Annotated in this window: 22 protein-coding genes and 4 pseudogenes; 10 read left to right on the plus strand and 16 right to left on the minus strand. The window is 58.4% G+C overall.

Annotation, left to right across the window (positions count from 1 at the left end; translation table 11 throughout):
* Positions 1 to 335: 335 nt before the first annotated feature.
* The 4 genes from GWE18_RS15430 to GWE18_RS15445 form a co-directional block, all read right to left on the minus strand.
* Positions 336 to 890, minus strand: coding sequence for a DUF3237 domain-containing protein (locus GWE18_RS15430; RefSeq protein WP_275186559.1), 555 nt, complete (start codon positions 888 to 890; stop codon positions 336 to 338).
* Positions 891 to 1168: 278 nt separating this feature from the next.
* Entirely contained in the window at positions 1169 to 2353 is a 1185-nt protein-coding gene (locus GWE18_RS15435) for a vanadium-dependent haloperoxidase (protein WP_275186560.1), read from the minus strand.
* Between the two features lie 510 nt (positions 2354 to 2863).
* Positions 2864 to 3427, minus strand: coding sequence for a hypothetical protein (locus tag GWE18_RS15440; RefSeq protein ID WP_275186561.1), 564 nt, complete (start codon positions 3425 to 3427; stop codon positions 2864 to 2866).
* A gap of 355 nt (positions 3428 to 3782) precedes the next feature.
* Positions 3783 to 4133: a hypothetical protein gene (locus tag GWE18_RS15445; RefSeq protein WP_275186562.1), complete on the minus strand. Its 351-nt coding sequence runs from the start codon at positions 4131 to 4133 to the stop codon at positions 3783 to 3785.
* Between the two features lie 351 nt (positions 4134 to 4484).
* Here GWE18_RS15445 and GWE18_RS15450 point away from each other — a divergent pair, with 351 nt between their 5' ends.
* The 4 genes from GWE18_RS15450 (at position 4485) to GWE18_RS15465 (ending at position 8525) form a co-directional block, all read left to right on the plus strand.
* Positions 4485 to 5120, plus strand: coding sequence for a tyrosine-type recombinase/integrase (locus GWE18_RS15450; RefSeq protein WP_275186563.1), 636 nt, complete (start codon positions 4485 to 4487; stop codon positions 5118 to 5120).
* Between the two features lie 217 nt (positions 5121 to 5337).
* Positions 5338 to 5721, plus strand: a complete 384-nt coding sequence (locus GWE18_RS15455; RefSeq protein WP_275186564.1) for a RidA family protein — start codon at positions 5338 to 5340, stop codon at positions 5719 to 5721.
* A gap of 694 nt (positions 5722 to 6415) precedes the next feature.
* On the plus strand, positions 6416 to 7870 hold the full coding sequence (locus GWE18_RS15460) for an acetamidase/formamidase family protein (RefSeq protein WP_275186565.1): 1455 nt from the start codon (positions 6416 to 6418) through the stop codon (positions 7868 to 7870).
* Positions 7806 to 8525, plus strand: a complete 720-nt coding sequence (locus GWE18_RS15465; protein ID WP_275186566.1) for a twin-arginine translocation signal domain-containing protein — start codon at positions 7806 to 7808, stop codon at positions 8523 to 8525. The genes GWE18_RS15460 and GWE18_RS15465 overlap by 65 nt, the downstream gene beginning before the upstream one ends.
* Positions 8526 to 8892: 367 nt before the next feature.
* Here the strand turns inward: GWE18_RS15465 and GWE18_RS15470 are convergent.
* A pseudogene (locus GWE18_RS15470) lies at positions 8893 to 9202 on the minus strand (transposase); the annotation flags it as partial.
* Position 9203: 1 nt separating this feature from the next.
* Positions 9204 to 9770, minus strand: a pseudogene (locus GWE18_RS15475) (alpha/beta hydrolase); the annotation flags it as partial.
* A 235-nt stretch (positions 9771 to 10005) separates the two neighbouring features.
* On the opposite strand from GWE18_RS15475, the gene GWE18_RS15480 reads away from it, so the two are divergent.
* On the plus strand, positions 10006 to 11796 hold the full coding sequence (locus GWE18_RS15480) for an adenylate/guanylate cyclase domain-containing protein (RefSeq protein WP_275186567.1): 1791 nt from the start codon (positions 10006 to 10008) through the stop codon (positions 11794 to 11796).
* A gap of 138 nt (positions 11797 to 11934) precedes the next feature.
* Positions 11935 to 12567: a tyrosine-type recombinase/integrase gene (locus tag GWE18_RS15485; RefSeq protein WP_275186568.1), complete on the plus strand. Its 633-nt coding sequence runs from the start codon at positions 11935 to 11937 to the stop codon at positions 12565 to 12567.
* A gap of 121 nt (positions 12568 to 12688) precedes the next feature.
* On the opposite strand, the gene GWE18_RS15490 is transcribed toward GWE18_RS15485, so the two are convergent.
* From GWE18_RS15490 to GWE18_RS15525, 8 genes and pseudogenes are all read right to left on the minus strand, one after another.
* Positions 12689 to 13018, minus strand: a complete 330-nt coding sequence (locus GWE18_RS15490) for a response regulator (protein ID WP_275186569.1) — start codon at positions 13016 to 13018, stop codon at positions 12689 to 12691.
* A gap of 168 nt (positions 13019 to 13186) precedes the next feature.
* A pseudogene (locus GWE18_RS15495) lies at positions 13187 to 13789 on the minus strand (response regulator).
* A gap of 662 nt (positions 13790 to 14451) precedes the next feature.
* Positions 14452 to 15165 (minus strand): Crp/Fnr family transcriptional regulator, encoded by a 714-nt coding sequence (locus tag GWE18_RS15500; protein WP_057851268.1) that lies wholly within the window; start codon positions 15163 to 15165, stop codon positions 14452 to 14454.
* 361 nt (positions 15166 to 15526) lie between these two features.
* A complete protein-coding gene (locus tag GWE18_RS15505) occupies positions 15527 to 15775 on the minus strand; it encodes a DUF3551 domain-containing protein (RefSeq protein ID WP_275186570.1) in 249 nt (82 codons plus the stop codon).
* 141 nt (positions 15776 to 15916) lie between these two features.
* Positions 15917 to 16330 carry a hypothetical protein gene (locus GWE18_RS15510; protein ID WP_275186571.1) on the minus strand — a complete coding sequence of 138 codons (414 nt, stop codon included), beginning with the start codon at positions 16328 to 16330 and terminating at the stop codon, positions 15917 to 15919.
* Positions 16327 to 16488 (minus strand): hypothetical protein, encoded by a 162-nt coding sequence (locus tag GWE18_RS15515; RefSeq protein WP_275186572.1) that lies wholly within the window; start codon positions 16486 to 16488, stop codon positions 16327 to 16329. The genes GWE18_RS15510 and GWE18_RS15515 overlap by 4 nt, the downstream gene beginning before the upstream one ends.
* A gap of 183 nt (positions 16489 to 16671) precedes the next feature.
* On the minus strand, positions 16672 to 17013 hold the full coding sequence (locus GWE18_RS15520; RefSeq protein WP_275186573.1) for a hypothetical protein: 342 nt from the start codon (positions 17011 to 17013) through the stop codon (positions 16672 to 16674).
* A gap of 1034 nt (positions 17014 to 18047) precedes the next feature.
* Positions 18048 to 18386 (minus strand): hypothetical protein, encoded by a 339-nt coding sequence (locus GWE18_RS15525; RefSeq protein ID WP_275186574.1) that lies wholly within the window; start codon positions 18384 to 18386, stop codon positions 18048 to 18050.
* Between the two features lie 1125 nt (positions 18387 to 19511).
* Between GWE18_RS15525 and GWE18_RS15530 the strand changes: the two genes are divergently transcribed.
* Complete coding sequence (locus tag GWE18_RS15530; protein WP_275186575.1) at positions 19512 to 19709, plus strand: hypothetical protein; 198 nt, start codon at positions 19512 to 19514, stop codon at positions 19707 to 19709.
* Between the two features lie 100 nt (positions 19710 to 19809).
* On the opposite strand, the gene aqpZ is transcribed toward GWE18_RS15530, so the two are convergent.
* Entirely contained in the window at positions 19810 to 20538 is a 729-nt protein-coding gene (aqpZ, locus tag GWE18_RS15535; RefSeq protein WP_275186576.1) for an aquaporin Z, read from the minus strand.
* Between the two features lie 138 nt (positions 20539 to 20676).
* Here aqpZ and GWE18_RS42300 point away from each other — a divergent pair, with 138 nt between their 5' ends.
* Positions 20677 to 20946: a response regulator gene (locus GWE18_RS42300; RefSeq protein ID WP_342804263.1), complete on the plus strand. Its 270-nt coding sequence runs from the start codon at positions 20677 to 20679 to the stop codon at positions 20944 to 20946.
* Positions 20947 to 20981: 35 nt separating this feature from the next.
* Positions 20982 to 21140 (plus strand): LuxR C-terminal-related transcriptional regulator, encoded by a 159-nt coding sequence (locus GWE18_RS42305; RefSeq protein WP_342804264.1) that lies wholly within the window; start codon positions 20982 to 20984, stop codon positions 21138 to 21140.
* Positions 21141 to 21668: 528 nt separating this feature from the next.
* On the opposite strand, the gene GWE18_RS15545 is transcribed toward GWE18_RS42305, so the two are convergent.
* Positions 21669 to 21950 carry a DUF2285 domain-containing protein gene (locus tag GWE18_RS15545; protein WP_275186577.1) on the minus strand — a complete coding sequence of 94 codons (282 nt, stop codon included), beginning with the start codon at positions 21948 to 21950 and terminating at the stop codon, positions 21669 to 21671.
* Between the two features lie 503 nt (positions 21951 to 22453).
* Between GWE18_RS15545 and GWE18_RS15550 the strand changes: the two are divergent.
* Positions 22454 to 23153: pseudogene (locus tag GWE18_RS15550) on the plus strand (F0F1 ATP synthase subunit A).
* The last annotated feature ends 569 nt before the right edge of the window (positions 23154 to 23722 follow it).

Here is a 23722-nt window from a genome sequence, read left to right on the forward strand (position 1 = left end):
TATAGACGAGACTACGGCCTCGGCGAACCTCCGCTTTACCGCTGATACCCGCTGCGACGAAGACAGCGAAGATGGTCAGGGTTGGGTCAATTTCGTTGTTTAGATTAAGCACCGATCATTTCCGATCATCTCCAATTAGCGGACATGCGCTGACTGGGTCGTCACTTCCGCTTGGTGCCAACAGGCGACATCGGACCTTGTTTCCAGTCGTCACGACCATAGTCGGCACTATAGCGACTTGGGCACGAGGGAGTTGCAGTGTTCTGACTGCACGAGGCGCTCGTCGGACTTTCGACCAATTGGCAACCGTCAATCGGTCGAAGGTCCGATACGGGTCACTTCAGCGCAAAGATGTTGTAGCGTACGTGACTGCCCTCACCGAATTTGAGAGAAACCATCTTGCCAGCGGCTTGGACCGCATTGAGCCAAGCGTATTTGTCGGACTTCGTCTGAAACGTCGGTGCGGTGATGAAGTAGCAATCGTCCGCTTTTAGCTGCGCTCCTGCATTTAGGCGGTCGGCCTGCTCCTTACTGCATTGGATAGCGCCGCCATAGCTTACGTAGACGAGTTCGCCATCATCGGTCTGGATCGTGGCGCGCACATCGAGGCGGAAGACACCAGACGGCATCACTCGCAACCAGTCGGCGCCCGGTCCCACGAATTTTCCCTTGATACGTGGCCCGTCGACCCATCCGCCTGGTTGCACATTGTAAATGAGAAGACTTTGATCAATTGCCTGAGGCGCATCGAGGGGCGCGTGCAACGTCATCAGGTACTCGGTCTGCACGGAAGTCTCGGGACCGCCGGCGGATGCCGGCACGGATATGGCAAGCGCCATAACAAATGCGCCAAGGGGGATGATCCGGTGAGGAGACGATAGACCCTTCATTTCGTACCTCCCATTCTGGTTGTTTAACCGTGCACGAGACACCTCTTGCACTGATGCATTCCAATCCGAACGCGATCTGTATCTAGCTCATTAGCTGGTGCGTCACGCTCTCTCGGCGCCGCGCCGACAGCGCCTGTAGCAGCCAAAAGGTTATCCAGTGCCGGCGACGGATTGACGCGGCGGGGCCCCGTCGCGGGATTCGGAATTTAGCAGACCTTGCTTGGAAATCGCCTTCACATCATACGAAGGAGCAAGGCCTTCCAACAAACATCGGCGTCTCAGCGTGCTGCGAGGATGTTGCGAATCACGTAGCGGCTTATGTGCTGGCCAAGATGCAGAGCATCTTCATTTGCGAATCGGAAGTGGGCCCCAGAAAGCATTCGACCTTCAACGCATTCCCGAGATGCTTCGTCAAAGCTGCTGAAATTGCGACTGTATCCAGGCAACCGGGCGCTGGTCGCGGCAAATGGCGTGCTGCGGCCGAATGCACTCTCTAGTATGATCTGAGCGCTTCCGCAGGCAGCGGAGTGGCCTGATGGATATTCCGGGAAGGGCGGCGTGGGCCGTAGCGGCAGCCAGGACTCAGAGGTAGTCAATTCGTTGCCGTCAGCCCAGAGGAGGGCCATGGTTGGGCGCCAGAACAGATAGTGGTACTTTGCTTCGAAGACGGCGACGTAGCTGTCGGCTATGGCGACATTCAATAGTGCCAAGGTCCGATTGCTTTCCCAAAGATCATCGTTTCTCGCAGAGATGAGATTGCGAGCGATTTCGTTGAAGACCCTGAACATTGAAGCATCTGCCCAGAGCATTGCGATCGTGGTCTGCTCGGATGTTCGCACAGTCGAGTTTTTTCCCCCGAGAGTCCTGACCTCTTCGAGTTCGCGCAAATATTTGCCAGAGCTAAGCTTCAAAGGACCCGGGAGCAGATTGCGAAATTGCGAAGGGCTCGTCAGTGCCAGAGGGGTAACCAGGCTTGCGCGTGAAAAATTGGCATTCTGATGCGGTGAATCTGGCGCAGGAACCCAAGCGCCGGGTCCGGAGCCATAGGGGCCGCTCCCGCTCACAAATGGCTCTCCCGTTGCGGTCGCATAATCGAAGTGGTCATCCGCGCGGAGCGCAACAAGCTTTGCAGCAACTTCGTCGCCTAGCGCGAGCCCTTCATTCCTGCCAGGCTCATCGGGAATGGTCAGAAGCATCTTGCTGTAGAGCTTGTCCAACGAGGATGCCTGGTCCGGGTAGAGCCGAACCGCTACGCCATGGCCCGCAGCCATGACTGCCGCCCGAGGATTTGCGTCCGGCGAAGAACGATGGACGCCATAAGAATCATAGCGTTGGCTGATTGAATTGAGGGCATCATGCATCGCAAGATGCATCAGTGAGACATTACGGCCCGAAAGGATGACGCCTGGTTTGGCGCTAGACGCTGTGGCTGTCTGCTCGATGATGACACTCCAGTCGGTCACCTCATTCGCGGCGGCGGTTCCGATTGGGGGCCATAAGGCGAAAAGGAGACAACAGCTAAGAAGCGCACTCGGGCTGGGCCCGAATGCCGCGCGCATTGCTAGTGCCACTGTGGGTATCATGACGTCCCTCCCTGACAATTGCACAATCAATCGGCCGGGCGCGCTTACGCACACCCGCGTTGGAATGCGAAATGCTGAAGGACCGGCGAAAAAGGAAGTCGGTTATCTGAGTGCAATGCTTGCCGACGGCACGACTGCTGTCCGTTCAGTCCCGCGAGGATTCGGCATTTCCCGCCTGCGACGACAGCTATTCAAAGAGTACACGATCTCGTGCGTCCTGGAAAGGCGTCTGATCTTTGGCCGACTTCCGTTTTCGGTCAATCGCGTCATTTTGGCTCTCGGCCGGCTACTTCCGCTCTTCCCCTGTAAGCGGACGCCGAAATGGCCGGTCGTAGTGTCTCAAGGTGCTAGGAGGAGACATTCCGATCGCATAATCCCTATTCTGCTCGCTCAGGACTTCCCCTTGAATTTAAAGGATCCGAAGAATTTATCTTTCTTTTCCGCCACCACGTCGCGATACGCGTTGGGGTATTCAATCGTTAGTATGTAGAGCGTACCTTTCATCCTGGTGTAGCGGAAATGCGCAGTCGTTGCCGAGTTGGCGACTGAGAAGAACAGATTATCGACGTCATCCTTGGTATTGCGGATTTCATCATACACTTTGTTAGCCGGTTTGGATGAGAAAGATTTGGGGATCGCCGCGAGGTCGACAGGCGTCTTTGCAGTTACCGGCAGTTCAACCGCTGTAAACTTGATTCCCTCAGAACTCTTGCCGCCGACGACATGGCTCACTTCGCCCGTGCCCGGGTCGCGAGTCGTGAAATCATTGAAGGGAATTGGCAGGAGGATCGAGAACAAGCCCTTGGTCGAAACAGCCGGATACCATCCCGAGCCATCGTCTACGTTAACGCCGACACGATGCATTTCAAGTTTCGGTTCTGCAGTCGCGGATGTAGAGACTATGAGCGCCAGCCAAAGGACACTCGCGAGCAGCCGCAGAATTGAGATGGGCATGGATGCTCTCCCGACGTTGCAGTCGGCAGGGGATGTCCGTTGTTTGTTGAAAGAAAGGCATGGTGGCGCCGCCGGCAGCTGGCGCGACGCGTCTGTGGTTCTAGTGCAACAACTAGACCTCGCGAATTTAGTCTTGAAAGAGCTTTGGCCGCTGAGCGGGCACCGTCGCGACAATAGCGTCCGGAATGGGTCAATCGCTACAGGTCCTTTGCCGCCGAGCCCGATGCGAAGTCCGCTTTGACCCAAAAACTGACCTGATTCTGACACCTAATCCGGTGGCGACCTACCTGCTGCGCAAGCTCCACTACCGGCGACCCAGCTCCTAATCGATTACCTCGTGCGACTGGATGAGGCTTCATTCACCTTTGTGCTCGTCCAGAGCAGCGGCGTACCAAAGGCTATTGAATCCTTCTTCGATCGCCCAGCCGACGTGCCTCCCGCGTGATCTAAGCTTTTCGAGACGCTCGAGGTAGATCATACGCTCGGCAGGAGCTAGGCTTGACACGATTTCGAGAGACCGTTCGTACATGCGGATCAAAGCAGCAAAATAGCCTTCATCCTCCACGCTGTAGGATTCTAGAAAGCCGAATGCCTCCTCGCAATAAAATATCGACAGTTCCGCTATTCCATCCGAGCGCCCGATGGCTTTCTTGTAATCCGCAATCGCCTTCTTGGCTTTCGAAACTGATACCGACTGGCCTTTCATTAGGTCCGGGGATATCCATCTCGAAATACTCGCCTTGAAGGGCTGGAGCTGATCATGGCCCAAGCCCAAGCGGGCGTGCAAGAATGCCTGGTTGTCTTTGCTCGCAGTGTAGAGGTCTTGCACTAGTCCCCGAAGGCCCGCGCGATCGAAATCTAGGAGCGCGGCCTTAACGTCGCCCCAAGTTGGTGACGCATTCTTGCTACGGACCACGGCCACGGACCCTTCAAAGATGGTGAACGAGCTTCTCGGCGGCTAAAGATACACGACTTACGCAAAAGGAGCAGATGGCCGGGTCAAGGATGCCTAACCAGTGACACATGCTCTCCTCCTCTGTAACCGAGGAGTACGACCATGCAGAATCAAGTAAAAGCTGCCCTGACGCCTGATAAACGGCTGCCCTGGAACAAGGGAAAGCTGACGGGGGCAAAGCCACCGCTGCGACCCAAACACGTCTGGTCAATCCGCACGAAACTCCAGATCGAAAGCCGCACTCGCGACCTCGCCATGTTCAATCTGGCGATAGACAGTAAGCTTCGCGGCTGTGATGTCGTCGCCATCCGCGTCGAGGATGTCGCTGCTGGCGGGTACACGGCGGATCGCGCAACGGTCCGACAAAAGAAAACCGGACGACCTGTCACATTTGAATTGAGTGAGCAGACCCGCCAGGCGGTCGATGACTATCTAAAGGCCGCCAACAAAAAACTCGGGGACTTCTTGTTCACGGGCCGTCGTGGTCCAGACCGCAACATGACAACGCGCCAATATGCGCGGCTCGTCTCCGATTGGATCGGAAGCGTCGGGCTGGACCCGAGGCTGTTTGGGACGCATTCGTTGCGACGCACAAAGGCTACCCTGATCTATCAGCGGACGGGCAATCTCAGGGCCGTCCAACTCTTGCTCGGGCATACCAAGATCGAAAGCACGGTCCGATATCTCGGCATTGAGGTGGATGACGCCCTCGGAATAGCGGAACAAGTTGATGTCTGAAATACCCGGGCAGAGCGGACGTGCTCTGCCCGGCCCTTAATCGCCGCTTGGTGCCACAAACGGACCTGGTACCCATTTCGTCGATTACCTTGTTGGCGCTAGTAAGTATTGAAGCCAACGCTTGCGAAACCGCGAAACCACGGGGCAGAGGATGTGCTGGCCGACAGGGCCAACTGCAACTAGCCTCTGGACGTCGATCCCAATTCAGGAGCTAGGCATGCCAAAAATCCAGCGCATCATCGTTCCCGACATCCCACAGCCAGTCAGCCACTATTGCCACGTGACCCGCGCAGGCCCCCACGTCTGGGTTGCTGGCGTCGTTGGCCAGGCGCAGGACGGCAGCATACCGTCCGACGTTGTTGCCCAATTCGACATCGCCATCGCCGCGATGGACAAGTGCCTGAAGGCGGCTGGCGCCGGGCCCGAGCATGTCGTCAAGGTGCAAGTTTTCATGACGGACGTCACGGAACGACCGAAAATCAACCCGCGCCGCATAGCGTATTTCGGCGAAAATCTGCCGGCCTCCACGCTCGTCGAGGTGAAGGGATTGGTCGATTCGCGAATGAAGGTCGAGATCGAGTGCCAGGCTTACGTTGACTAGGAACGACGCGTGCCGCCGGCGCGCCGATTCCCAGCTCTGGGTCTTGGCAGGGTCAAAAGGCGACTTCGCGGACCTATCGGCGCGTGGTCAGCTCTACCTTTGAAAGCCGTCATGGGCAACAAAAAGGGGCACGGCGGCTATGGGGCCAGAAGCGGACGTCGCTATGAGTTGGCGCCGGCGGCTTCATGCGTTCACTCGACCAGAGGCGCCGGGCGCCCCCGCCCTCGAACTGCTGAGCCGCGGTCTTCTGGCGGCCATCGGCGCATGGCTGCTCTTTCGCGCAATCCGCGGTGAGCCACACCGTCACGATGCTTGTCCGTGGGACTTGTGGCGGGTCTCGTACCGTGCCCGCCTCACGTTGTTCGCGATGGTCTACGTCCTGGCAACGGTGTCCCACCGGCCGGCGTTGCTTTCGCCGCCGCGATGCTGCTGGGCGGCGCCCTGACGCCCTGCGTTGTTGCGTTGCTGACAATCTTCGCACGCGAATGGCGCGTGCGCAGCTGAACCCGGCATGGCAACCCTAGCCCATCTGTCCCGTCTCCTGGAAGGTGCCACGGGCGTCGCCCTGTTGCTGATCGGTCTCGCGCCGTTCGTTTCGGTGATCTGACCGCGAAGGATATGTCCGTCGTATCAGCGCCGACACTGAAAACGCTGCACTTTGAGGACAAGGAAATGCTGGACCGACAAGAACGCCATGGCGGTGAAGAGGCCGTTGTTTTTCCGCCCTTTCGACCCATGGTGGTTGGCACTTACCCCAAAGGGGAGTAGCTTCGCCGGACGGTCGTCAGGACGAGATCTTGATCTCCTCATCGTGCCGCCGGGCGCCCAAGGCGTTGCCGATCGTCGTCCCGACCAGAATAGGGCCACGATTCTGCTGAGGGAGGAGCGAATGATGCAATCTGGGCAATTCTGGATCATCACTGCGGCCGCGACATTGCTGCTCAGCGCAACCGCAGCGCATGCGGATACGACGTCCGTTAAGGCGTGGCAGATTGTGCGCGTCGCGAAGACCGGCGCGCACTGCGTCGACGACAAGAACTGCATGAATCGCATGCACCCGGCCATCAAGCCGGTGAGTCGCGCCAACCCCGGTCAGCATATCGTCTTTGAAACGCGCGACGCCTTCGACTCCGATTTCAACCTCGGCTCCAAGCCCGAGGATGTGTCGGCGGCCGATCTCAATCTCGTCCATCCGCTGACCGGCCCGGTCTTCATCGAGGGTGCCCAGCGCGGCGACGTACTTGCGGTGACACTCCTCGACGTACAGCCGGACGACTACGGTTACACTGTGATCGTCCCGGGCTTCGGTTTCCTGCGCGATCGCTTCACCAAGCCTTTCATCGCCAATTGGAAACTCAACCGCAAGGAGGCGGTCTCCGACCAGATCCCGGGCGTCGTCATCCCCTTTAACGGATTTATGGGCACGGTCGGGGTGCTGCCGGGCCAGCCCGAGGTGGCCACGATCCTCACTCGCGAGGCGACGCTGCAGAGCGCGGGCGGCGTCGTGCTGACTCCGCAGCCGCTCGGTGCGCTGCCGAGCGATGTCTGCGGTCAGAACGGAAGCAGCAAGAATGAGTGCCTGCGCACCATTCCGCCGCGCGAGAACGGTGGCAACATGGATATCAAGCAGATGGTGGTAGGCACGACGCTGCTGCTGCCCTGCTTCGTGGACGGGTGCGGGTTGTTCGTCGGCGACGTCCATTTCGCGCAAGGCGATGGCGAGGTCTCCGGCACGGCGATCGAGATGGGGGCGACGGTCACGCTGGTCACCGAGATCCGCAAAGCGCAAGCCGCGAAGGTCAAAGTCCCGCACTTCGAAGGCGGCGATCAGCTCATCCGGTTGGCGCCGACCGAGTTCTACGCCACCACCGGCTTCCCGCTGAAAGCCAAGGGCCAGATCCCGCCTTACCATACCTACCTCGACAGCCAGAAAATCGGCCCGCTCGAGAACCTCTCGGAGGATCTGATGCTGGCGGCGCGCAACGCCCTGATCGAGCTGATCGACTGGATGGTTGGCGAGAAGGGCCTCACGCCGGAGCAGGCATATGTCGTGGCGAGCGTGGCCGCCGACCTGCGTATCGGCAATGTCGTCGACGTGCCGAACTACGCAGTCTCCGCCATCCTGCCGACCACCATATTCCGCAAGTAGTAGCGTGTGGCATAAGACCGAAAGTCCTGAGGTTGGCGGGAGGCCGAGCCGCCGGGAATTCCTCCGAACGGCGGGGGCCGGCGCCGCAGCCATGTTCCTTTGTGGCCACGCACCCTATGGCCAGTGGGGCGTCTACCGCCGGCGTCACCTGCTGATCCTGACTTCGCGCGCCGATCCTCCCTCGTTCGAGCTCGGCAAGCGGGTAGCTGAGGTCCTCGCGGATCGCTTGCCGAGCAGCAAGGCTCAGGTGAGCAGGGCGCCGCACAAGGAGCGCATCGCCAGTCTGATCAGCTCGCAGCAGTTGGACGTCGCGCTGATGCGGCGCGACGATGCGGCAGCCCTTCGACAGGGGAGGCCCCCCTTCGCCGACCACGGACCAGTCAAGCTGTTCACCGTCGTCGGCATCGGAGAGTATTTGTTCGTCTGCCGCGACGACTTTGCAGCACGCCATGCCTGGTTGATCGCCGAAGCGTTGGACAAGAGCCGCAGCGTCCTTCCCGAATTGCTGCTGCCGAGCGGTTCGTCCTCCGAGCCACCCGACTCGCGCATCCCGCAGCATCCTGGCGCTCTAGGTTATTTCACGGGCGCGCCCATGCCGGGCCTCGAGCCACATGCCCATGAAGATCACACCCACGAGGTTGATGTCCCGCAATGAGCCGCGGCCCTAAGCTGGAGGCCGCCCAGACCTCTGCTTCTTCATCAATTGCGAGCCTCGTCGCGCCCTCGCAGCACTTCAGAAAAGGGTCATGTGTGGACGACGCCCGCGTTGCAAGAAGAATCTGACGTTCGGCTTGCAGTCGGGTGCAAGTCATGTGTCCGGCCTGTTTGCGCGGCACCATGACCGCTGGCCCTGATGTAGTCCGCGGATCGGGTCCCAATCATTCGCACGGGCTTTGACGCCCATGACCCAGAAGCGGGTTGTCCCAATCGACGGCTCGACCGTTTCGCATCACGCCATCATCACCCTCGCAATTCGGTTGTCTTGCTCCGCCGTCGCCTCAGGCTCCCATTGCCAAGCCTCTTCAGGCGGCTGCAGCAAGCTCCGGCGCTCGATAGTATCCTTCCTTGGCCATGATCGCCCAAGCGATGCGCGCCATCTTGTTGGCAACGGCAACGGCGACGAGCTTGGCCGGCTTCTTGGCCAGCAGCCTCATGACCCAGGGATGCTTTTGCGGCTGCTGCCGGGCGTGTCGAACAACCGCTGTTGCACCGATGACAAGCAACCGTCGGAGATAGCGATCTCTCCTGCTTGGAGATGCCGCCGAGCCGCTCCTTGCCCCCCGTCGAGTGCTGCCGCGGCACAAGTCCGATCCATGCCGCAAAATCCCGACCGGCGCGTCACGTCAGCGACGAATGTCCCGAACTCGGAGGGTATCGCAGATAACGCCTCATAGTCCCTCTCGTGGCGGCGGAAGCACCGATCGGTCACCGGCGTCGGTTTGAACTCGTGGGTGCCACTCGAGTCCATATTGCAGGCGAAGAAGAAGACGCCGGAGACGCGCTCTGGATGCCTGTCGGCAAGGATGAGCGCTGTGCAGGCGCCATCGCTCCAGCCGACAAGTGCCGCCCTTTCAAGGCCCAGGTGATCCATCACGGCCAGCACATCCCTTGCCATCCGTTTGTAACTGAAGGGCTGGGAGTCGCGCGTGCTGCGACCATGCCCACGACTATCGATGGCGACGACTGTCCGGCGGGCCTGGACAAAGGCCGGAATCTGGTGGCCCCAGTTCCCGGCGTTGCCGAGCCCGCCGTGGAGCAGGATGACGGCGGGGCCAGAACCATAGGCGACATACCAGATACGCGCGCCGTCGTTCTCTAAGAAGCTTTCTCTACCGGAGGCCGGAAGCGGCGGCGCGCCGTTCGCCTCGAAGTTCACCAGTTCGTCATCAGTCACTTGCATCAGCTTCTCCCTTTATCCTTCGCGATAAAGACAATCGGATGTGCCGGCTTCCGGCAGATCGGAATTAGGCCGCGTACTCATTAGGGGGCTGGCCGACTGATGTCAGCTCGACCGCCAACAGCGGGGGAAATGCAGACATCATCCGAGGTCGCAGAAGGGCCAAAAACTGACGTCAGTCTGAGTGGGCATCCTAAGGGATCTATCGTATAACTCCAAGCTGAGAGGTCTCTATGCGATGGTGCAAGACCGACCAGCCCGGCTTGAGCGGAGACTGTCGGCGATATTGGTCGCCGACGTGGCTGGCTATTCGAGGCTCATGCACAATGACGAAGAGGCTACGCATGCCAAACTAACAGCGCTGCTCGCGGACGCTGTCGAGCCCGCGATTACGGAGCATGGCGGCCGCATCGTGAAGTACACCGGCGACGGGTTCTTGGCGGAATTTCCGAGCGCGGTTGAAGCGGTCCGAGCTGCGGTGCAGTTCCAGAGCCGCAATAAAGAACTTACGATTGCTGAGGTGGAAGACAGGCGTATTGCTTTCCGCGTGGGCATCAATATCGGCGACGTAATCGTCGAGCTACATGACATCTTTGGAGACGGCGTTAACGTTGCGGCGCGGCTTGAGAGCATCGCAGAACCTGGCGGCATCTGCATATCTTCTGCTGCCTACGATCAAGTCCGAGGCAAGGTCGGAATCGAGTTCGCCGATCTGGGCGAGCAGAGCCTCAAAAATATCGACCTTCCAGTCCGAGCCTATGCGGTGGTCCGGGATAGGCCTAGCTCCGCGATGAAGGCTGAGCTTGCGACGCAAGGCCCGCTTTCGTCGCCTCGTCTTTCCATCGTGGTCCTGCCTTTCGCTAACTTAAGTGGAGATCCCGAGCAGGACTACTTCGTCGATGGTGTGACCGAGAGCCTGACCACGGACTTGTCGCGCATCAGAGGCTCGTTTGTCATAGGCCGACACACCGCATTTGCCTACAAAGGAAAGGCTGTTGATCTCAAGCAGATCGGCCACGAGTTGAACGTTCGCTACATTCTCGAAGGCTCGGTGCAGCGCCGCCGTGACCGGCTGCGCATCAACGTGCAGCTTGTCGATGCCGAAACTGGTGGCTACCTATGGGCCGAGCGTTTTGACAAGCCGATTATGGATCTCTTCGATTTGCAAGATGAGATCGTATCAAGGCTCGCCAACACGCTCGATGCGAAGCTTACTGACGAAGAGGCCAGGCGATCGGAACGATCTCCGCATCCCAGTTCAATGGAGTTGTATTTCCAAGGTAAGGCTTTGTTGAGCAAGGGGTGGACGCCCGAATGTGTGGCGCAAGCGCGCCGCATGTTTGAACAGGCGATAGCGCTTGATGCCAAGAATATCGAGGCGATGGTCTGGACGGCTGTGGTCGATTGGATAGGTCTCACGGCCTACCTGAGCGACCACCGGATCGCGCTTCTCGCGGCAGCCGAGTCGACGCTGGCGAAGGTTCTGTCTGTCGCGCCGAACCATGCCTTTGCTCACTTAATCTTAGGCGGGCTGCTAATTTGTACCAACCGCGCAGCTCAGGGCATCGCAGAGTGCGAGAGAGCGTTGGTATTGGATCGCAATTTGGCTGAGGCGCACGCTCAAATCGGCCTTGCCAAGTATGTTATCGGGCGCGGGGCGCAGACTGAGGCACACATGAACGAAGCTTTTCGTCTTTCTCCTCGCGATATCTCCGCCCATCGCTGGCTCGCAATAGTCGGCATGTCTAAGCTGCAAATTTCGGCAGACGCTGAAGCGCAAGGCTGGTTCTTTCGCAGCATCGAGGCCAACCGAAATTTTCCGCTGGCGTATTTCGGACTCGCTGCAGCACTAGCGTTGCTCGGGTCGCCGGATCAGGCAAGCGCTGCTGCGAAGGCAGGGCTCGCGCTTGATCCAAGCTTTACGGTCCGCCGTTACGGCGACGGCGCTTGGACTTGCAATCCAACTTATCTCGCAAGACGTGAGCGCGTCTGTCAGGGCATGCGCCTGGCCGGAATCCCCGAGGGTTAATGTCCGCGTTGGTCAATCGCTACAGGGCGTCTGCCGCCAGGTGCGGAGTCCGCTTTGGTTCGAAAACTGACTTGATTCCAATGCTTAACACGCTGGCCCATGCTTCTCGCCTCTGTAGCCGAGCCGAGGAGTATGGCCATGCAGGATCAAGTGAACGCGACCCCCGCGACGAAGCGAGTGCCATGGAACAAGGGAATGCTGACCGGGGCAAAACCACCGCTACGACCCAAACACGTCTGGTCGATCCGGACGAAACTCCAGATCGAAGGCCGCACTCGCGACCTAGCTCTGTTCAATCTGGCAATCGACAGCAAGCTTCGCGGCTGTGACGTCGTTGCCATACGTGTCGAGGATGTCGCTGCCGGCGGGTACACGGCAGATCGCGCAATTGTCCGGCAAAAGAAAACCGGGCGGCCTGTGAAATTTGAATTAGGTGAACAGACCCGCCAGGCGATCGATGACTATCTAAAGACCGGCAATAAACGGCCCGGGGAGTTTTTGTTCCCGGGCCGCCGCGGTCCGAACCGCACCATAACAACGCGGCAGTATGCGCGGCTCGTGTCGGAATGGATCGGAAGCGTCGGACTGGACCCGAGGCTGTTTGGGACGCATTCCCTGCGCCGCACAAAAGCTACCCTGATATCTCGGCGGACGGGCAACCTGAGGGCCGTCCAGCTCTTGCTCGGGCATACCAAGATCGAAAGCACGGTCAGGTATCTCGGCATCGAGGTTGATGACGCCCTGGCAATAGCGGAACAGGTTGATGTCTGAAATGCCTGGGCAGAGCGGACATGCTCTGCCCACCCATTAACCGCCGGTTTGTGCCAATGGCGGACATGCAGGTGCAGACCTTGAACAAGCCATCAACGAGCGAGCGAAACTGCGACGGGGCTTATGAACGCTCGGCCAATGCTTTCTTGATCGGGTCAATGAGCGACTGCGCCGAGAAGGGCTTTGTAAGAAACGCGATGCAGTCAGAGTCCAACGCAGCACGGCGAATGGCAGGGTCTTCATTCCCGGTTATGTAGATAACCGGCACGGAAATCCCATCGGCCTTGAGGCGATGCCTCAGCTCGATCCCTGACCCGTCTTTGAGGTTGATGTCGAGTATGACGCAAACCGCCTTCTCGAAATCGGCGTGGCTTGTGAAAGCCTGCGCGGACGAAAATAAGATGGGTTCGTAGTCATGCTGTCGGAGCAGACGCTTTATTGCCCCTAGCATCCCGGGTCGTCGTCAACCACTAAAACGAGGTTCTGGTCTTGCGACATCGCTGACCTGTCCGCCGACACGCCTTGGAGCCTCAAGAGAATCGAACGAGATTGTTCCGTCTAGACCGTGCGCGACAACCGTCAGTCTACAAAGGGTCGCCTAGGCCGTCTGTCTGGCGGCCTACATAATGCCAATCCGCTCAGCAAGGGACACAAGTTCCGGCAAGTTCCGAACCTCCATTTTTTCCATCACCCTGTGGCGATGGGCCTTGATGGTGCGTTCGGTACAGCCTAACGCGCGGGCGATCTGCTTGTTGGTGTCGCCGCGAATGACAAGCAAAAAACTTCCCGCTCGCGCGGCGTCAATGCCGCGACATGAGCGCGAACGATATTCAGCTTGCTCTTCAAGCCACGTGTCACTTCATGATGCGCAATCGCCCGCTCGATTGCCCGAAGAAGATCATCCGATGATACAGGCTTGGTCAGGAAGTCATCGGCACCCGCCTTGATAGCCCGAACCGTGGCCGGAATATCGGGATGCCCACTGAGGAATATGATAGGCAGCGTCGAACCGAGTTCGCTCAGGCGCTCTTGCAGCTCCGGACCGCTCAGTTCCGGTATCCGCACGTCGAGGAGAAGGCAGCTTGGGACGCTTTCGCTCGGCAAGCGATCCAGCAAGTGCTAAGCATAGGTGGCGGACCTCGTAGCCGGCTTTCGTCAAAAGACGCTCCATGGCTGTTCGAAAGGACGCATCGTCATCGACAATATGCACGCACCCTTGCACAAGTCTCTCCCGGAGAAGGGTCTTACGGTATCAGCAATTGTAGGCGACATTAACTTCGCGGTTCTGTCAGGCTGGCTGACCCGATCTATGGGATAACCCATTGATGTCGCCTAAAGGGGCACTCGCTTCGGTTTGGCCGGAGAACGGCGACTTGCGGTCTTACCCCGGTGAACGGACATTCTCGGGATGGGCGGGCATGATCAAAGGTGCCAGACTCGGAAGTTAGGGAGCCGACGCGAACCTATCCAACATCTCGCGCCTTCGCTTGAACGGCGCGAGCAAAAAAATCGCGGGCTATCGCATCTAAGGCTGCGGAGATTTGCTCGCTAGGCTCTCGCGGGGTGACGCATTTTCCTTCGAGTTTTTCGGCCTCGCGAATGTAATTCATGGATAGTTCGCGCAAGCGCTGGACTTCAGAGTCATCGGGTAAGGGTGCGATTTGAGCCAAAAGGTGTCGTGCACGCGCGCACGCGCGTTCGCTTCGAGAGCCATCCATGACAGCCTCCGATGGACTTACAATTGTGGGTTTCTGATCAGTTCCCTCTACCGAACAATAACATTCGGTACGAAAAGGAAGGCCCTTGAGAATGGCTCGCTACGATCAATAAAGCCAAACGCGCGCCGTTATGTGGTGTTCCCTACATTGTGCCGATTTTTTTGCGTCATAGGGACTGATGTTTTGGCTCACCGAGCAGGCCCTGATACTGCGATTTCACGGCTTCGTAGCATTCGCAGGCCGCATCCTGCAGGCCCACAAGGTTGGTGATCCGGATCTTACCTCTGGTGTATTGGATGATTCCAGCCTGCTGAAGTGTGTGCGCCACGACCGTCACGCTTGTTCGATTGACACCCAGCATCTCCGCTAAGAACTCTTGCGTGAATAAAAGCGTATCGCTTTGCGATAAGTCTCTCGACCTGAGCAGCCAGCGGCAAAGGCGGGCGTCCACATGATGCGCCGCCATGCAGGCGGTGGATTGCTGCGCCTGAGCATAAAGGGTCTGCTCGTGTCTGATCAGCAGTGAAAGAAGGGGTTGGCTCTGCATGGCAGCACCCCTGAGCCCCGCCGAGCTGCAAACCATTGCCTCGCCGCTCAGTTGGATCACTGCCCGGCTAAGCGCCGTCTTGCCATCAAGCGCGGCCGACGCGCCAATTACACCATCTCGGCCGACCATCGCGGCCTCCACGACTTGGCCACTCGACAACGTGACCACGATAGAAATAACTGCGCTAGTCGGAAAATAGGTCGCGTCGATCGTATCGCCCGCCTCGTATAACACCTGTTCCTGCTCGAAATGCGCGAGCTTTAGGTGGGGCTGAAGGGCAGCTAGATCGCCCGGAGAAAGCGATGCGAGAAGTAAGTTGTCATTATGTGGCATATTGCGCTCCCACGGTTGTGGCGGGAGCGCAAAGAACTCTCAGTCAGCGGCGCCTGTTGTCTGCCGTCAATGGTCCGAACAGTATGCTCAAGTGGAAATAAAGCGAGGGTTATATTGTCGCCCCTGGCTACCAGCCGTCCGTCGTCCTGCTCAATGTCCAACGCGGGTCAATCGCGTCGGTTTCACCAGACCACGGCGACTTCCGGTCTACCCCGGTGAACGGACATTCTCAGGATAGGCGGGCATGTCTCAAAGGTGCCAATATCGGACTTGGCCCGCTGCGATCACCTGATCGATTTCGCGCCTGATGGCAAATGCACAGCGGATCAAGCCATGTGATTTGCTCGTGACGCACGCCGCGTCAGCGACGGCGCGGCCTAGCAGGAATTGTCAGGACGGCGGCGTTCGCGAGATAAGGATTTGCCACGCAATAGGCCGTGCGGCCCGATGCGGTCGCCTGACATTGCTGGTAGCTGGTGAACCCACAATCGCCCGCGCCGGCATAGTCGTCGCCTTGCAGGCAATATCGATACTCGGTAGCTGCCACCGGGCTTACGCCAGTTGCGAAGATGGTCGCAGACGTCGTGAGGGCAAGAAAGAGGGTACGCATTTTACTCTCCTACGTTAAAGTCCCCACTTGACGGTGGGACTAAACGTGCGGGGTCGATGTGAACCGGCCCACATCGGCGGATGCAAATTTCTGAGATCGACCGCGCAGATGTGCAAGGAAGGCTGTCAAGTCCGAGATGGCTCAATCGCGTCGGTTTGACGCCGAGCTGCTACTTCGGGTTTTACCCCAACAACGGACATAGCGAGACCAGCCCGGCTGGTCCGTTTCGTGCCAACAACGGAATTCAACGTGAGGGTTGAGAGTTCGCCTCCGTTTGCCGCGCAACGAAAATGGTAGAAATGTATTCCAGCACCGTCTCGCGCTTTTGATTGCGCAGCAGGTTTCGATTGCGGACGATTCCCCAGTCAGGTTTCGATTTCGAGGGGCGCGCAGCTCCAGAACCGTCATTTCGAGATCGAGCGCGTCACCCGGGCGTACCGGGTTCGTCAGCTTCAACTCATCCCAACCCAATCCCATCAGGACCTGGCAGTGCGGTTGAAGCTGACCCGAGAGCAGGATGTAGATCGCAAACGTATGCGATCCCGATGCCGTCAATCCGCCAAAGACCGATTGTGCCGCGAGTTCCTCGTCGACGTGGCGGGTATCGGATCATATTGTTTGGCGAAACGGATAATCTCTTCCTTGGAGAGCGAATAGGGACCCGCCGCGCTGCGGATTCCGATCTCCAGTTCTTCGAAATAAAGGTTGGCCATCGATGCCTCCGTCGATGAAAGAGTGAATGCGCCAACAGGCCCCGCAATGATCCCGCCTCTCGCCGGCTCCCGCCTCAATCGACGACATCGTAACGGGTCGAATCTGCACCGGAAGGGGCCAAAGGCAAATTCGCAGAAAAACCGATGCTTGAGCCATGTCCGCTCGGGGTCACAAACGGAAGTTCAGCGATTGCTGGCAAACAGCCGCCTTTGCGCAGAATTGATAGCGCCTTCGTACCAATCTACTTCTCGTTTTGTTGCTGGCAGATGTTGTCTTCGATCCTCATACTCGTGGTACAGCGTTCCGTGGATGCCGAGTGCATCCCGCTTTAGAATGGGACGCTCCCATAATGGCCTCAAAATAAGTCCCGCCTGATCGTCTCCACCACACCGCGCGATAAAGTCCTCAATAAACTCGACGTCTTGGCCTTCCGCGGGAAAGATGGCCGAGAACTCCTCTTCAGTGGCTTGAAACACGCTGAAAGTTGCGTTCGGTGCCCGATCAATGATCTGTATGTTTTTCAACGCTTGGTCTCCTCCGCATCAGCGAACGCCAAACTTCGCATTAATCTGGAATGTCGACAAAGGCTCAATCGCGTCGTTTTAGCAGTCGGCCCTCGACTTCCGGTCTTCCCCCCGGAAGCAGACATCGTCACGGGGCCGGTGCCTGTCGTGGTGACGCCTGACACGCACGCGTCTAGGTCGCGGTCATGCGTGACGTCGAACATGGCCGCTCTCCGCAATCGGGTTGTGGGGTCCTTTGAGGGGCGTGAATTAAGGGGGGACCGCGCGAGAGCGGGTGTTCAACACGTTTGCATTTTGGTTTCCCGGGTTGCGTTGCGGCGCGGTACAAAATTCCGAGGGTCGACAGTCAAGTGTCGGCGACGGGAGGATGGGCGACGTGGTGATGCGACCCGTCACGTCATCGCTCGGATATCGCGCGCGTGGCCGCCTGTGCGCTGGCGCGGCTTGCCCGCTCTCCTATAGCCCTTTGGTAGTGGCGCGCTCTAGGGCCTTCTTACGCTGCGCTCTGAGGTAGGCCCGCCTTTCTGTTCGCCCCGTTCGCCGTTCCTGATGGCGCTCTGTTCCAGACTTGGCCGTATCTGTGGGCGGCGTCGTGGGCCTGGCGGGCGCAGTGGTGGTCTGGGCTTCAGCCTGTGACGTCGTCAGAACGGCAGACGAAGCGGCAAGTCCAAATGCAGCCGCGTATCCAAGCAAAGCGAGTGCGTTACGACGGCAGACCTGTTTCGGCTCCGAACGTTCACTCATTTCAAGCTCCCGGTCTGCTGCCTCCAAAGCATGCACCTAAATTCGAGAGCCATGCGCTTGATGTAGATCAACCGGGCGACGCTGAGATAGGCTGCGCCTACGCACGCCGTCGGGACATACGAGCGCCGGCTGCCGCGTGCCTGCCTGTGCGCTGGCGCGGCCTGCCCGGTGTGCTGTGGCCCTGCGCTGCCGGCGCGCTGTGCGAATATGCCTGCGGCGACGAACAGCCGAAGTGTCGGGCCAAATGGCTAAAACGGCTACTTGGCCCGACATTACGAAGCAGATGATTTCTACTGGCAGAGATACATTATGCCGTCCCCGCCCTTGATCGAGGTACCGGGCGTGCAGCCAATGCCGTGGCGCGCTGCGTAGTCAGCCGAGCCGGTGTAGCTGTATCCAGCACCACTCCATGGGCCACCAAAGTAGTAGGCCCTCACAGCGTACCAGGAGCCCGGCTCAACATAGGCCGCCCTCGCAGCGTAGCCACGCGTGATATAGACCCGCTGCTGCGCGTCGGCTTTATTGACCGACAGCGATACGCCGCCTTGCTCGGACCAGCCGAGCGACCACAACGCCGCACACACAAAGGTCGAGATTGCAATTGCCGCCGTTCTCAAAGTCATTTTCATGGCTTCTCTCCATCCGTGGATTATGGCGTCCCACACATGAAGTGTGTGCCTTCGCTAGGGGGAGTATTGCGATGGATCAAACCGTCGTGGGCAGCGCGGCTATATGGCGGCCCGGATTTGCAGCCGTTGCGCGAGCGAGTGGGTTGCTGTGCGCTGGCGCGGCCTGCCCGTTGTCCTATAGCCCACCGCTGGCGCGCTATAGCGCCTTCCTACGGCCATAACGCTGATCTGCCGTTGCGGTGCGAGTGGTCCCGCTGTTGATGTGGATCAACGTAGGCCGAGCGGGGGGTGGTGCACTGATCCGGTTCATCCAGTCAGGGAGGTTTCACATGAGCGCGTTCATAAAGTCGGAAGCAATCTCTCGTCGGAAGGTCCTTTCGTTGGCGGGGTTTGCGGCCGCGTTCGGCCTCGCCGTTCCTACCTTGCTGACAGTGTCCAATGCGGAGGCCCAGACCATTGGTATGGAGCGGCGTCAGGATCGGCGTGAAGGGCGTCAGGATCGGCGTGACGACCGTCGCACAGGGCGCACCGAGCGACGTGAGCAACGGCGCACAGGTACGGCTGTCGGCGCGGCTCCAGTGGGCACAACTACCGGCTCAGGTAAGTAATTCCGGTCCCTGGACGACGTTCTAAGCGCTCGTTCCGTGCGAGCGTCGCCCGCTCGCACTCAGCGCTGCTGAAAGGCGGTCATCAGGGTCCTCCTGAGGGCGTGAGTTCCTGCGGGGACCGCGCGACCGCACTATCGAGGACATCTGCTGCGAACAAATCCGTGGTTGCAGTGACAGGCGAGGCAACATGGCGTTGCCCCATAGGACAATACTCCACAGGACAATCCGCAGTAGCAAATGGCCGTGGCACATGCCTATCAGCCAAGAACGCGAACTAGAAATTGAGCAGGAACTCGCGGCCATCGTGCGCGAACCTGAACACCGTCCATTGATGGAAAAACGGGGACCCAAAAAGCCGGAACAAGCGGTTCAGCTCCCAGTGGGCACGATCCTACTTGACGAGTAGGCGCGCGCCGCAGCGACCCGGCTGCGCCCGATAGTGGATCAGTGTTGCACTTTAGTTACGCGCGCCTTTGCTTACGGGCGATAAGCTCGGTCTCTTTAGCGGAGGCACCATATGGTCGACGTGTATTTAAGCGCCAAACGTGATCTGCTCGTTGTGAAAAAGGGGTTTCCGCTGCCCGTTATTGGAGCGGGAAAATGGCGCAAGAGCAAGAAGAGGGTCATCAAAATCAGCGACGAGATCAGGTCCGCGCTTCAGCGGCAGGGTTACTACATGCGCAAGCTAAGTGACAGCCATAGCAATATAGACTAGCGCACGATCAGATCATCGAGTTGGACGGGAAGAGGCCGCGATAGAGGGCGAAATGTTTCGCAATTGGCAAGTATCGATAGGCTTCCCTACATGGTGCCCGTCAGGGACCAAGCTGGTTTTTTCCCTCGACAACACCGACCGGCTGTTCGCTTAGCCAGCGATACATCATGCCGCCTAGCGCCCCCCCGACTAGTGGTGCCACCCAGAACAACCAGAGCTGCGCCAGCGCCCATCCCCCGACGAATAATGCTGGCCCGGTACTCCGCGCTGGATTCACTGAGGTGTTTGTCACGGGAATGCTGACCAAATGGATCATCACCAATCCAAGGCCGATAGCCAGTGGAGCGAAGCCCGCTGGGGCCTTGCCATGGGTGGAGCCCATTATGATAAACAGGAACATCATCGTCATCACCGCTTCCATGAGGAAGCACGCGAGAAGACTGTATTTGCCTGGCGAGTGCGCCTCATAGCCGTTTGATGCAAACCCCTTGCTGAGGTCGAAACCCGCAGCACCGCTAGCGATCACATACAATAATGCGGCGGCGCCGATGGCGCCGATTACCTGTGCAATTACATACGGCCCGATCTGTGCGGAGGGGAAGCGGCCGCCGACAGCAAGGCCTACGGTGACGGCCGGGTTAAGATGACAACCGGAGACGTGGCCAATAGCATAGGCCATCGTCACCACACTCAAGCCGAAGGACAGCGATACGCCGACCAATCCAATGCCAACCTCCGGGAATGCTGCCGAAATGACTGCGCTGCCACAGCCTGCGAAAGTCAACCAAAAGGTCCCAATTGCTTCAGCGGCGTATTTTTTCGAGTTCATCCCAGTCCTCATTGGTTAATAGGTGCATTGCTCGGCCGCACTAAGAGCCGAGGACCGTGGAGGCCGTTGCGTTTAAGATGGCGGGCGGACGCCTTTAGGTCAATCCGACGCCGTAACTTCCGCAAAGCGATAGAAGGCGTGTTGAAGCAAGCCGGGTGTGAGGTCTTCACCTATCCCTCGGCCCAGCACTTCCTGGATCGTTTGCCAAGCGACGACGTACTGAGCTGCATCCTTCTCGACGTGCGGCTCCCGGGAATGAGCGGTCCGGAGCTGCAAGAGCGCCTGAACGAAATCGGTTCGACACTGCCGATCATGTTCCTTTCCCGCCACCGTGCGGACCATGAAGGCCGGTGGAGAAGATTATCTGATCAAGCCAGTATCATCGGAGGACCTCCTTCAATCCGTTGAACGATCGGCGTGCGCGGCACAACGCCGTTCTTAACGTGAAGCAGGTCCGGGACGTCTTTCTTTCTCGTGTCGCAACATTGACACCGCGCGAACGGCAGGTCTTTGAACTCGTCGTTCACGGTCAAAGCAACAAGGCGGCTACCAACGCGCTAGGTTCGACTGTGCGCACGATCAAGACCCACCGCCTCACGTAATTGAAAAATTGCGGGTTCGATCTTTGGCGGAACTTGTTTCCCTTGCCGAGCGCTTCGGGATTGCGTCCGACAAAGGGCAGACCGACTAGAACTGCATAACCCCCACGGAACGACGCAGCCCGGCTAAACTTAGCAACAAGGCTGTGGGCAGGCAGATAAGGGATTTCCCGCGTGCGACGCCGAAACGTAGTTTTGGTCGTTGATGATGACCCAGGAATGCTGAAGGGAGTCCAGCGACTGCTCCAGCAGCACGCGTACGAACCGATCCTGTTTTCATCCGCAGAGGCTCGCAAAATCACGCTGATTTTGACAGAGCGGTCTGCCTCATACTCGACATCAACCTGAAGGACGGGTCCGGTATTGAGCTGAGCTATCGTCTCTCTACATGACCGGGAATGACAGCCTGGACGTTCAAAAGGCAGCATTGGCCTCCGGGTGTATCGCGTTACTGAAAAAGCCATTCTCAGCGCTGGAGCTGATCGGGCACCTCAAGAGAGCCATATATCCCGACAGCGGGGCAGCGTCGCTTTAAGCCGCCGACGCGCCACCACGTAGCAGGTGACGATAACCGTGCTCCGTCATCCATTTCGCGCGCGCCAAATGGCTGTCGAACGCCTTTCGAACCCGATCAGATTCATGTTCCGGATCAAGCTGCAGCACCACTCGTGCGACTTCGCGCCAGTCCGCACCTTCCGCATGCGCGTCGAGCAGGCGCAGATACGTGGCGAGGTGCTCCTTGTCGTAAGAGGTCAACACTATACCAGAGGCCGCAATATCGGCGATATCGGGGTCAAGCGGCGGCGTCTGCATGGTCGTTCTCACGATAGGTTGTTGATTGACCAACTTTGCATTTTGACTCCTTGGCATATTGATGACCCGCAACGGCGAAGTCCGCTTTGCTCCAATGAAGGGAGGTCGCCAGTTCCAGCCGTCAGGTCAGAAAAGTGCCCAATTACCGACTCATGCGCCGCAACAAGCAGCATCTCTCATCTCGTCAACTGTCTGCAGTCGTGCGGTCCTTAGAGCAACTCGAAATCTCAAATCTTTGCGCTCCAATTGGAAACGGGTCAGGATTGCTGAACAATCTCGAAATTAGCCCCAACACGACGTGTGAGACAGGCCTGAGACAATGAATCGCTACCAGAAGGCTAAGGGCGCTTATGGGAGCGGGTCCAATTGACCTAAATCAACACGGTATGTGAATTGGTTTAACTGTTGGTGAGAGTTTGGTGCCGGTAGTGGAGAAGGAGCCGCGCATGACACTCGACCCGATCCACCAGTTCGAAATCAAAAACTTCTTCAAGATCGGCCAGATCGGCGATCACGCCATCTACTTCACCAATTCCTCAGCATACATGCTGCTCACGGTGGCGGTAATTTGCTTTACTGACTATTCGCGGCATGAAAGGCCGACAACTTGTTCCCGGCTGCTACCAGTCGATGGCCGAGTTAAGTTACGTGTTCGTGGCCAGCATGATCCGGTCCACCGCCGGCGAGGATGGCATGAAGTTCTTCCCGCTGGTGTACTCGCTGTTCATGTTTATTTTAGTCTCGAACGCGATCAGCATCATTCCCTACACTTTCACTGTCTCAAGCCACATCATTGTCACTGCCGCATTCGCGCTGCTCGTGTTCTTCACGGTGCTGATCTACGGCTTCTACAAAAATGGGCTAGAATTTTTTAAGATTTTCGTGCCGCCAGGCATTCCGATTTACATACTGCCACTGGTCGTCGCGATCGAGATCATCTCCTTCCTGTCGCGACCGCTGTCGCACAGCGTACGTCTGTTCGCCAACATGCTGGCGGGCCATATCACGCTGAACGTGTTCGCGGGCTTCATCGCACTGCTCGGTACCTCGCTCGGCGCGATTGGCTGGATCGCTGGCGTGGTGCCGCTGGCATTGACCGTTGCGCTGACCGCACTTGAGCTGCTGGTCGCGTTCCTGCAGGCCTACGTATTTGCGATCCTGACCTGCATCTATCTCAACGACGCTCTTCATGGGGGACACTAGCGGGCTCGGAGGGCAAGGAGCCGGCCCAAGCAACGCGATGACGAAAGCATATCGCACGTTCTTGTCTCCGCCGGTTAAGTCGGACGATACATGAAAACGCTGGACGGCACTCTATAGGCGCGCCCTAGACTGCTCCAGGCCGCAGAGCGCCCATACCTGCGTAGTTTCTCGCGCAGGTGGGCCGAGTCCGTTGTGGGTCAAACTCGGTAGTCGCCGGGTCCTGCCGCGAAGTCCGCTTTGCCCGCGATTGTGTTGCAAAGTCGAAAATCGAACAGCACCAAAAATCTCGCGAAAGTTGATTTTTTGACTTCTCTGCTGCTGCGTCGCTTTTCAGCGCCACTACGGAGGTCCGTGATCAATTTTGGATGAAGCGACTTGGCCCCTCACGTCGCCGCGCGTAAAAACGGATCAGCGGCTCTAAGAATTTTCGTTCGCCACCCCAAAAAAACTTTTGCAACACAATCCCCGCGTGAGCGGACATCGACAGACCAGCCGGTCAGGTCCGAAAACCTGCACACTAGCGGAAGTCACCGCTTCTTTCGATTGCCTCGTCGGCGCGGGAGAGAAGT

Origin of the sequence: Bradyrhizobium sp. CSA112, from assembly GCF_029051645.1 — a bacterium.
In the GTDB taxonomy this organism is placed as follows: Bacteria; Pseudomonadota; Alphaproteobacteria; order Rhizobiales; family Xanthobacteraceae; genus Bradyrhizobium.

Coding starts and splice junctions, on each gene's coding strand:
- GWE18_RS15440 (WP_275186561.1), bottom strand. CDS start 3,427: ATGCCCATCTCAATTCTGCGGCTGCTCGCGAGTGTCCTTTGGCTGGCG.
- GWE18_RS15450 (WP_275186563.1), top strand. CDS start 4,485: ATGCAGAATCAAGTAAAAGCTGCCCTGACGCCTGATAAACGGCTGCCC.
- GWE18_RS15490 (WP_275186569.1), bottom strand. CDS start 13,018: ATGCTAGGGGCAATAAAGCGTCTGCTCCGACAGCATGACTACGAACCC.
- GWE18_RS15525 (WP_275186574.1), bottom strand. CDS start 18,386: ATGAAAATGACTTTGAGAACGGCGGCAATTGCAATCTCGACCTTTGTG.
- GWE18_RS15465 (WP_275186566.1), top strand. CDS start 7,806: ATGTCGTCGACGTGCCGAACTACGCAGTCTCCGCCATCCTGCCGACCA.
- GWE18_RS15445 (WP_275186562.1), bottom strand. CDS start 4,133: ATGAAAGGCCAGTCGGTATCAGTTTCGAAAGCCAAGAAGGCGATTGCG.
- GWE18_RS15545 (WP_275186577.1), bottom strand. CDS start 21,950: ATGCAGACGCCGCCGCTTGACCCCGATATCGCCGATATTGCGGCCTCT.
- aqpZ (WP_275186576.1), bottom strand. CDS start 20,538: ATGAACTCGAAAAAATACGCCGCTGAAGCAATTGGGACCTTTTGGTTG.
- GWE18_RS15480 (WP_275186567.1), top strand. CDS start 10,006: ATGGTGCAAGACCGACCAGCCCGGCTTGAGCGGAGACTGTCGGCGATA.
- GWE18_RS15485 (WP_275186568.1), top strand. CDS start 11,935: ATGCAGGATCAAGTGAACGCGACCCCCGCGACGAAGCGAGTGCCATGG.
- GWE18_RS15530 (WP_275186575.1), top strand. CDS start 19,512: ATGGTCGACGTGTATTTAAGCGCCAAACGTGATCTGCTCGTTGTGAAA.
- GWE18_RS15430 (WP_275186559.1), bottom strand. CDS start 890: ATGAAGGGTCTATCGTCTCCTCACCGGATCATCCCCCTTGGCGCATTT.
- GWE18_RS15505 (WP_275186570.1), bottom strand. CDS start 15,775: ATGCGTACCCTCTTTCTTGCCCTCACGACGTCTGCGACCATCTTCGCA.
- GWE18_RS15515 (WP_275186572.1), bottom strand. CDS start 16,488: ATGGCCAACCTTTATTTCGAAGAACTGGAGATCGGAATCCGCAGCGCG.
- GWE18_RS15500 (WP_057851268.1), bottom strand. CDS start 15,165: ATGCCACATAATGACAACTTACTTCTCGCATCGCTTTCTCCGGGCGAT.
- GWE18_RS15455 (WP_275186564.1), top strand. CDS start 5,338: ATGCCAAAAATCCAGCGCATCATCGTTCCCGACATCCCACAGCCAGTC.
- GWE18_RS15460 (WP_275186565.1), top strand. CDS start 6,416: ATGGCGGTGAAGAGGCCGTTGTTTTTCCGCCCTTTCGACCCATGGTGG.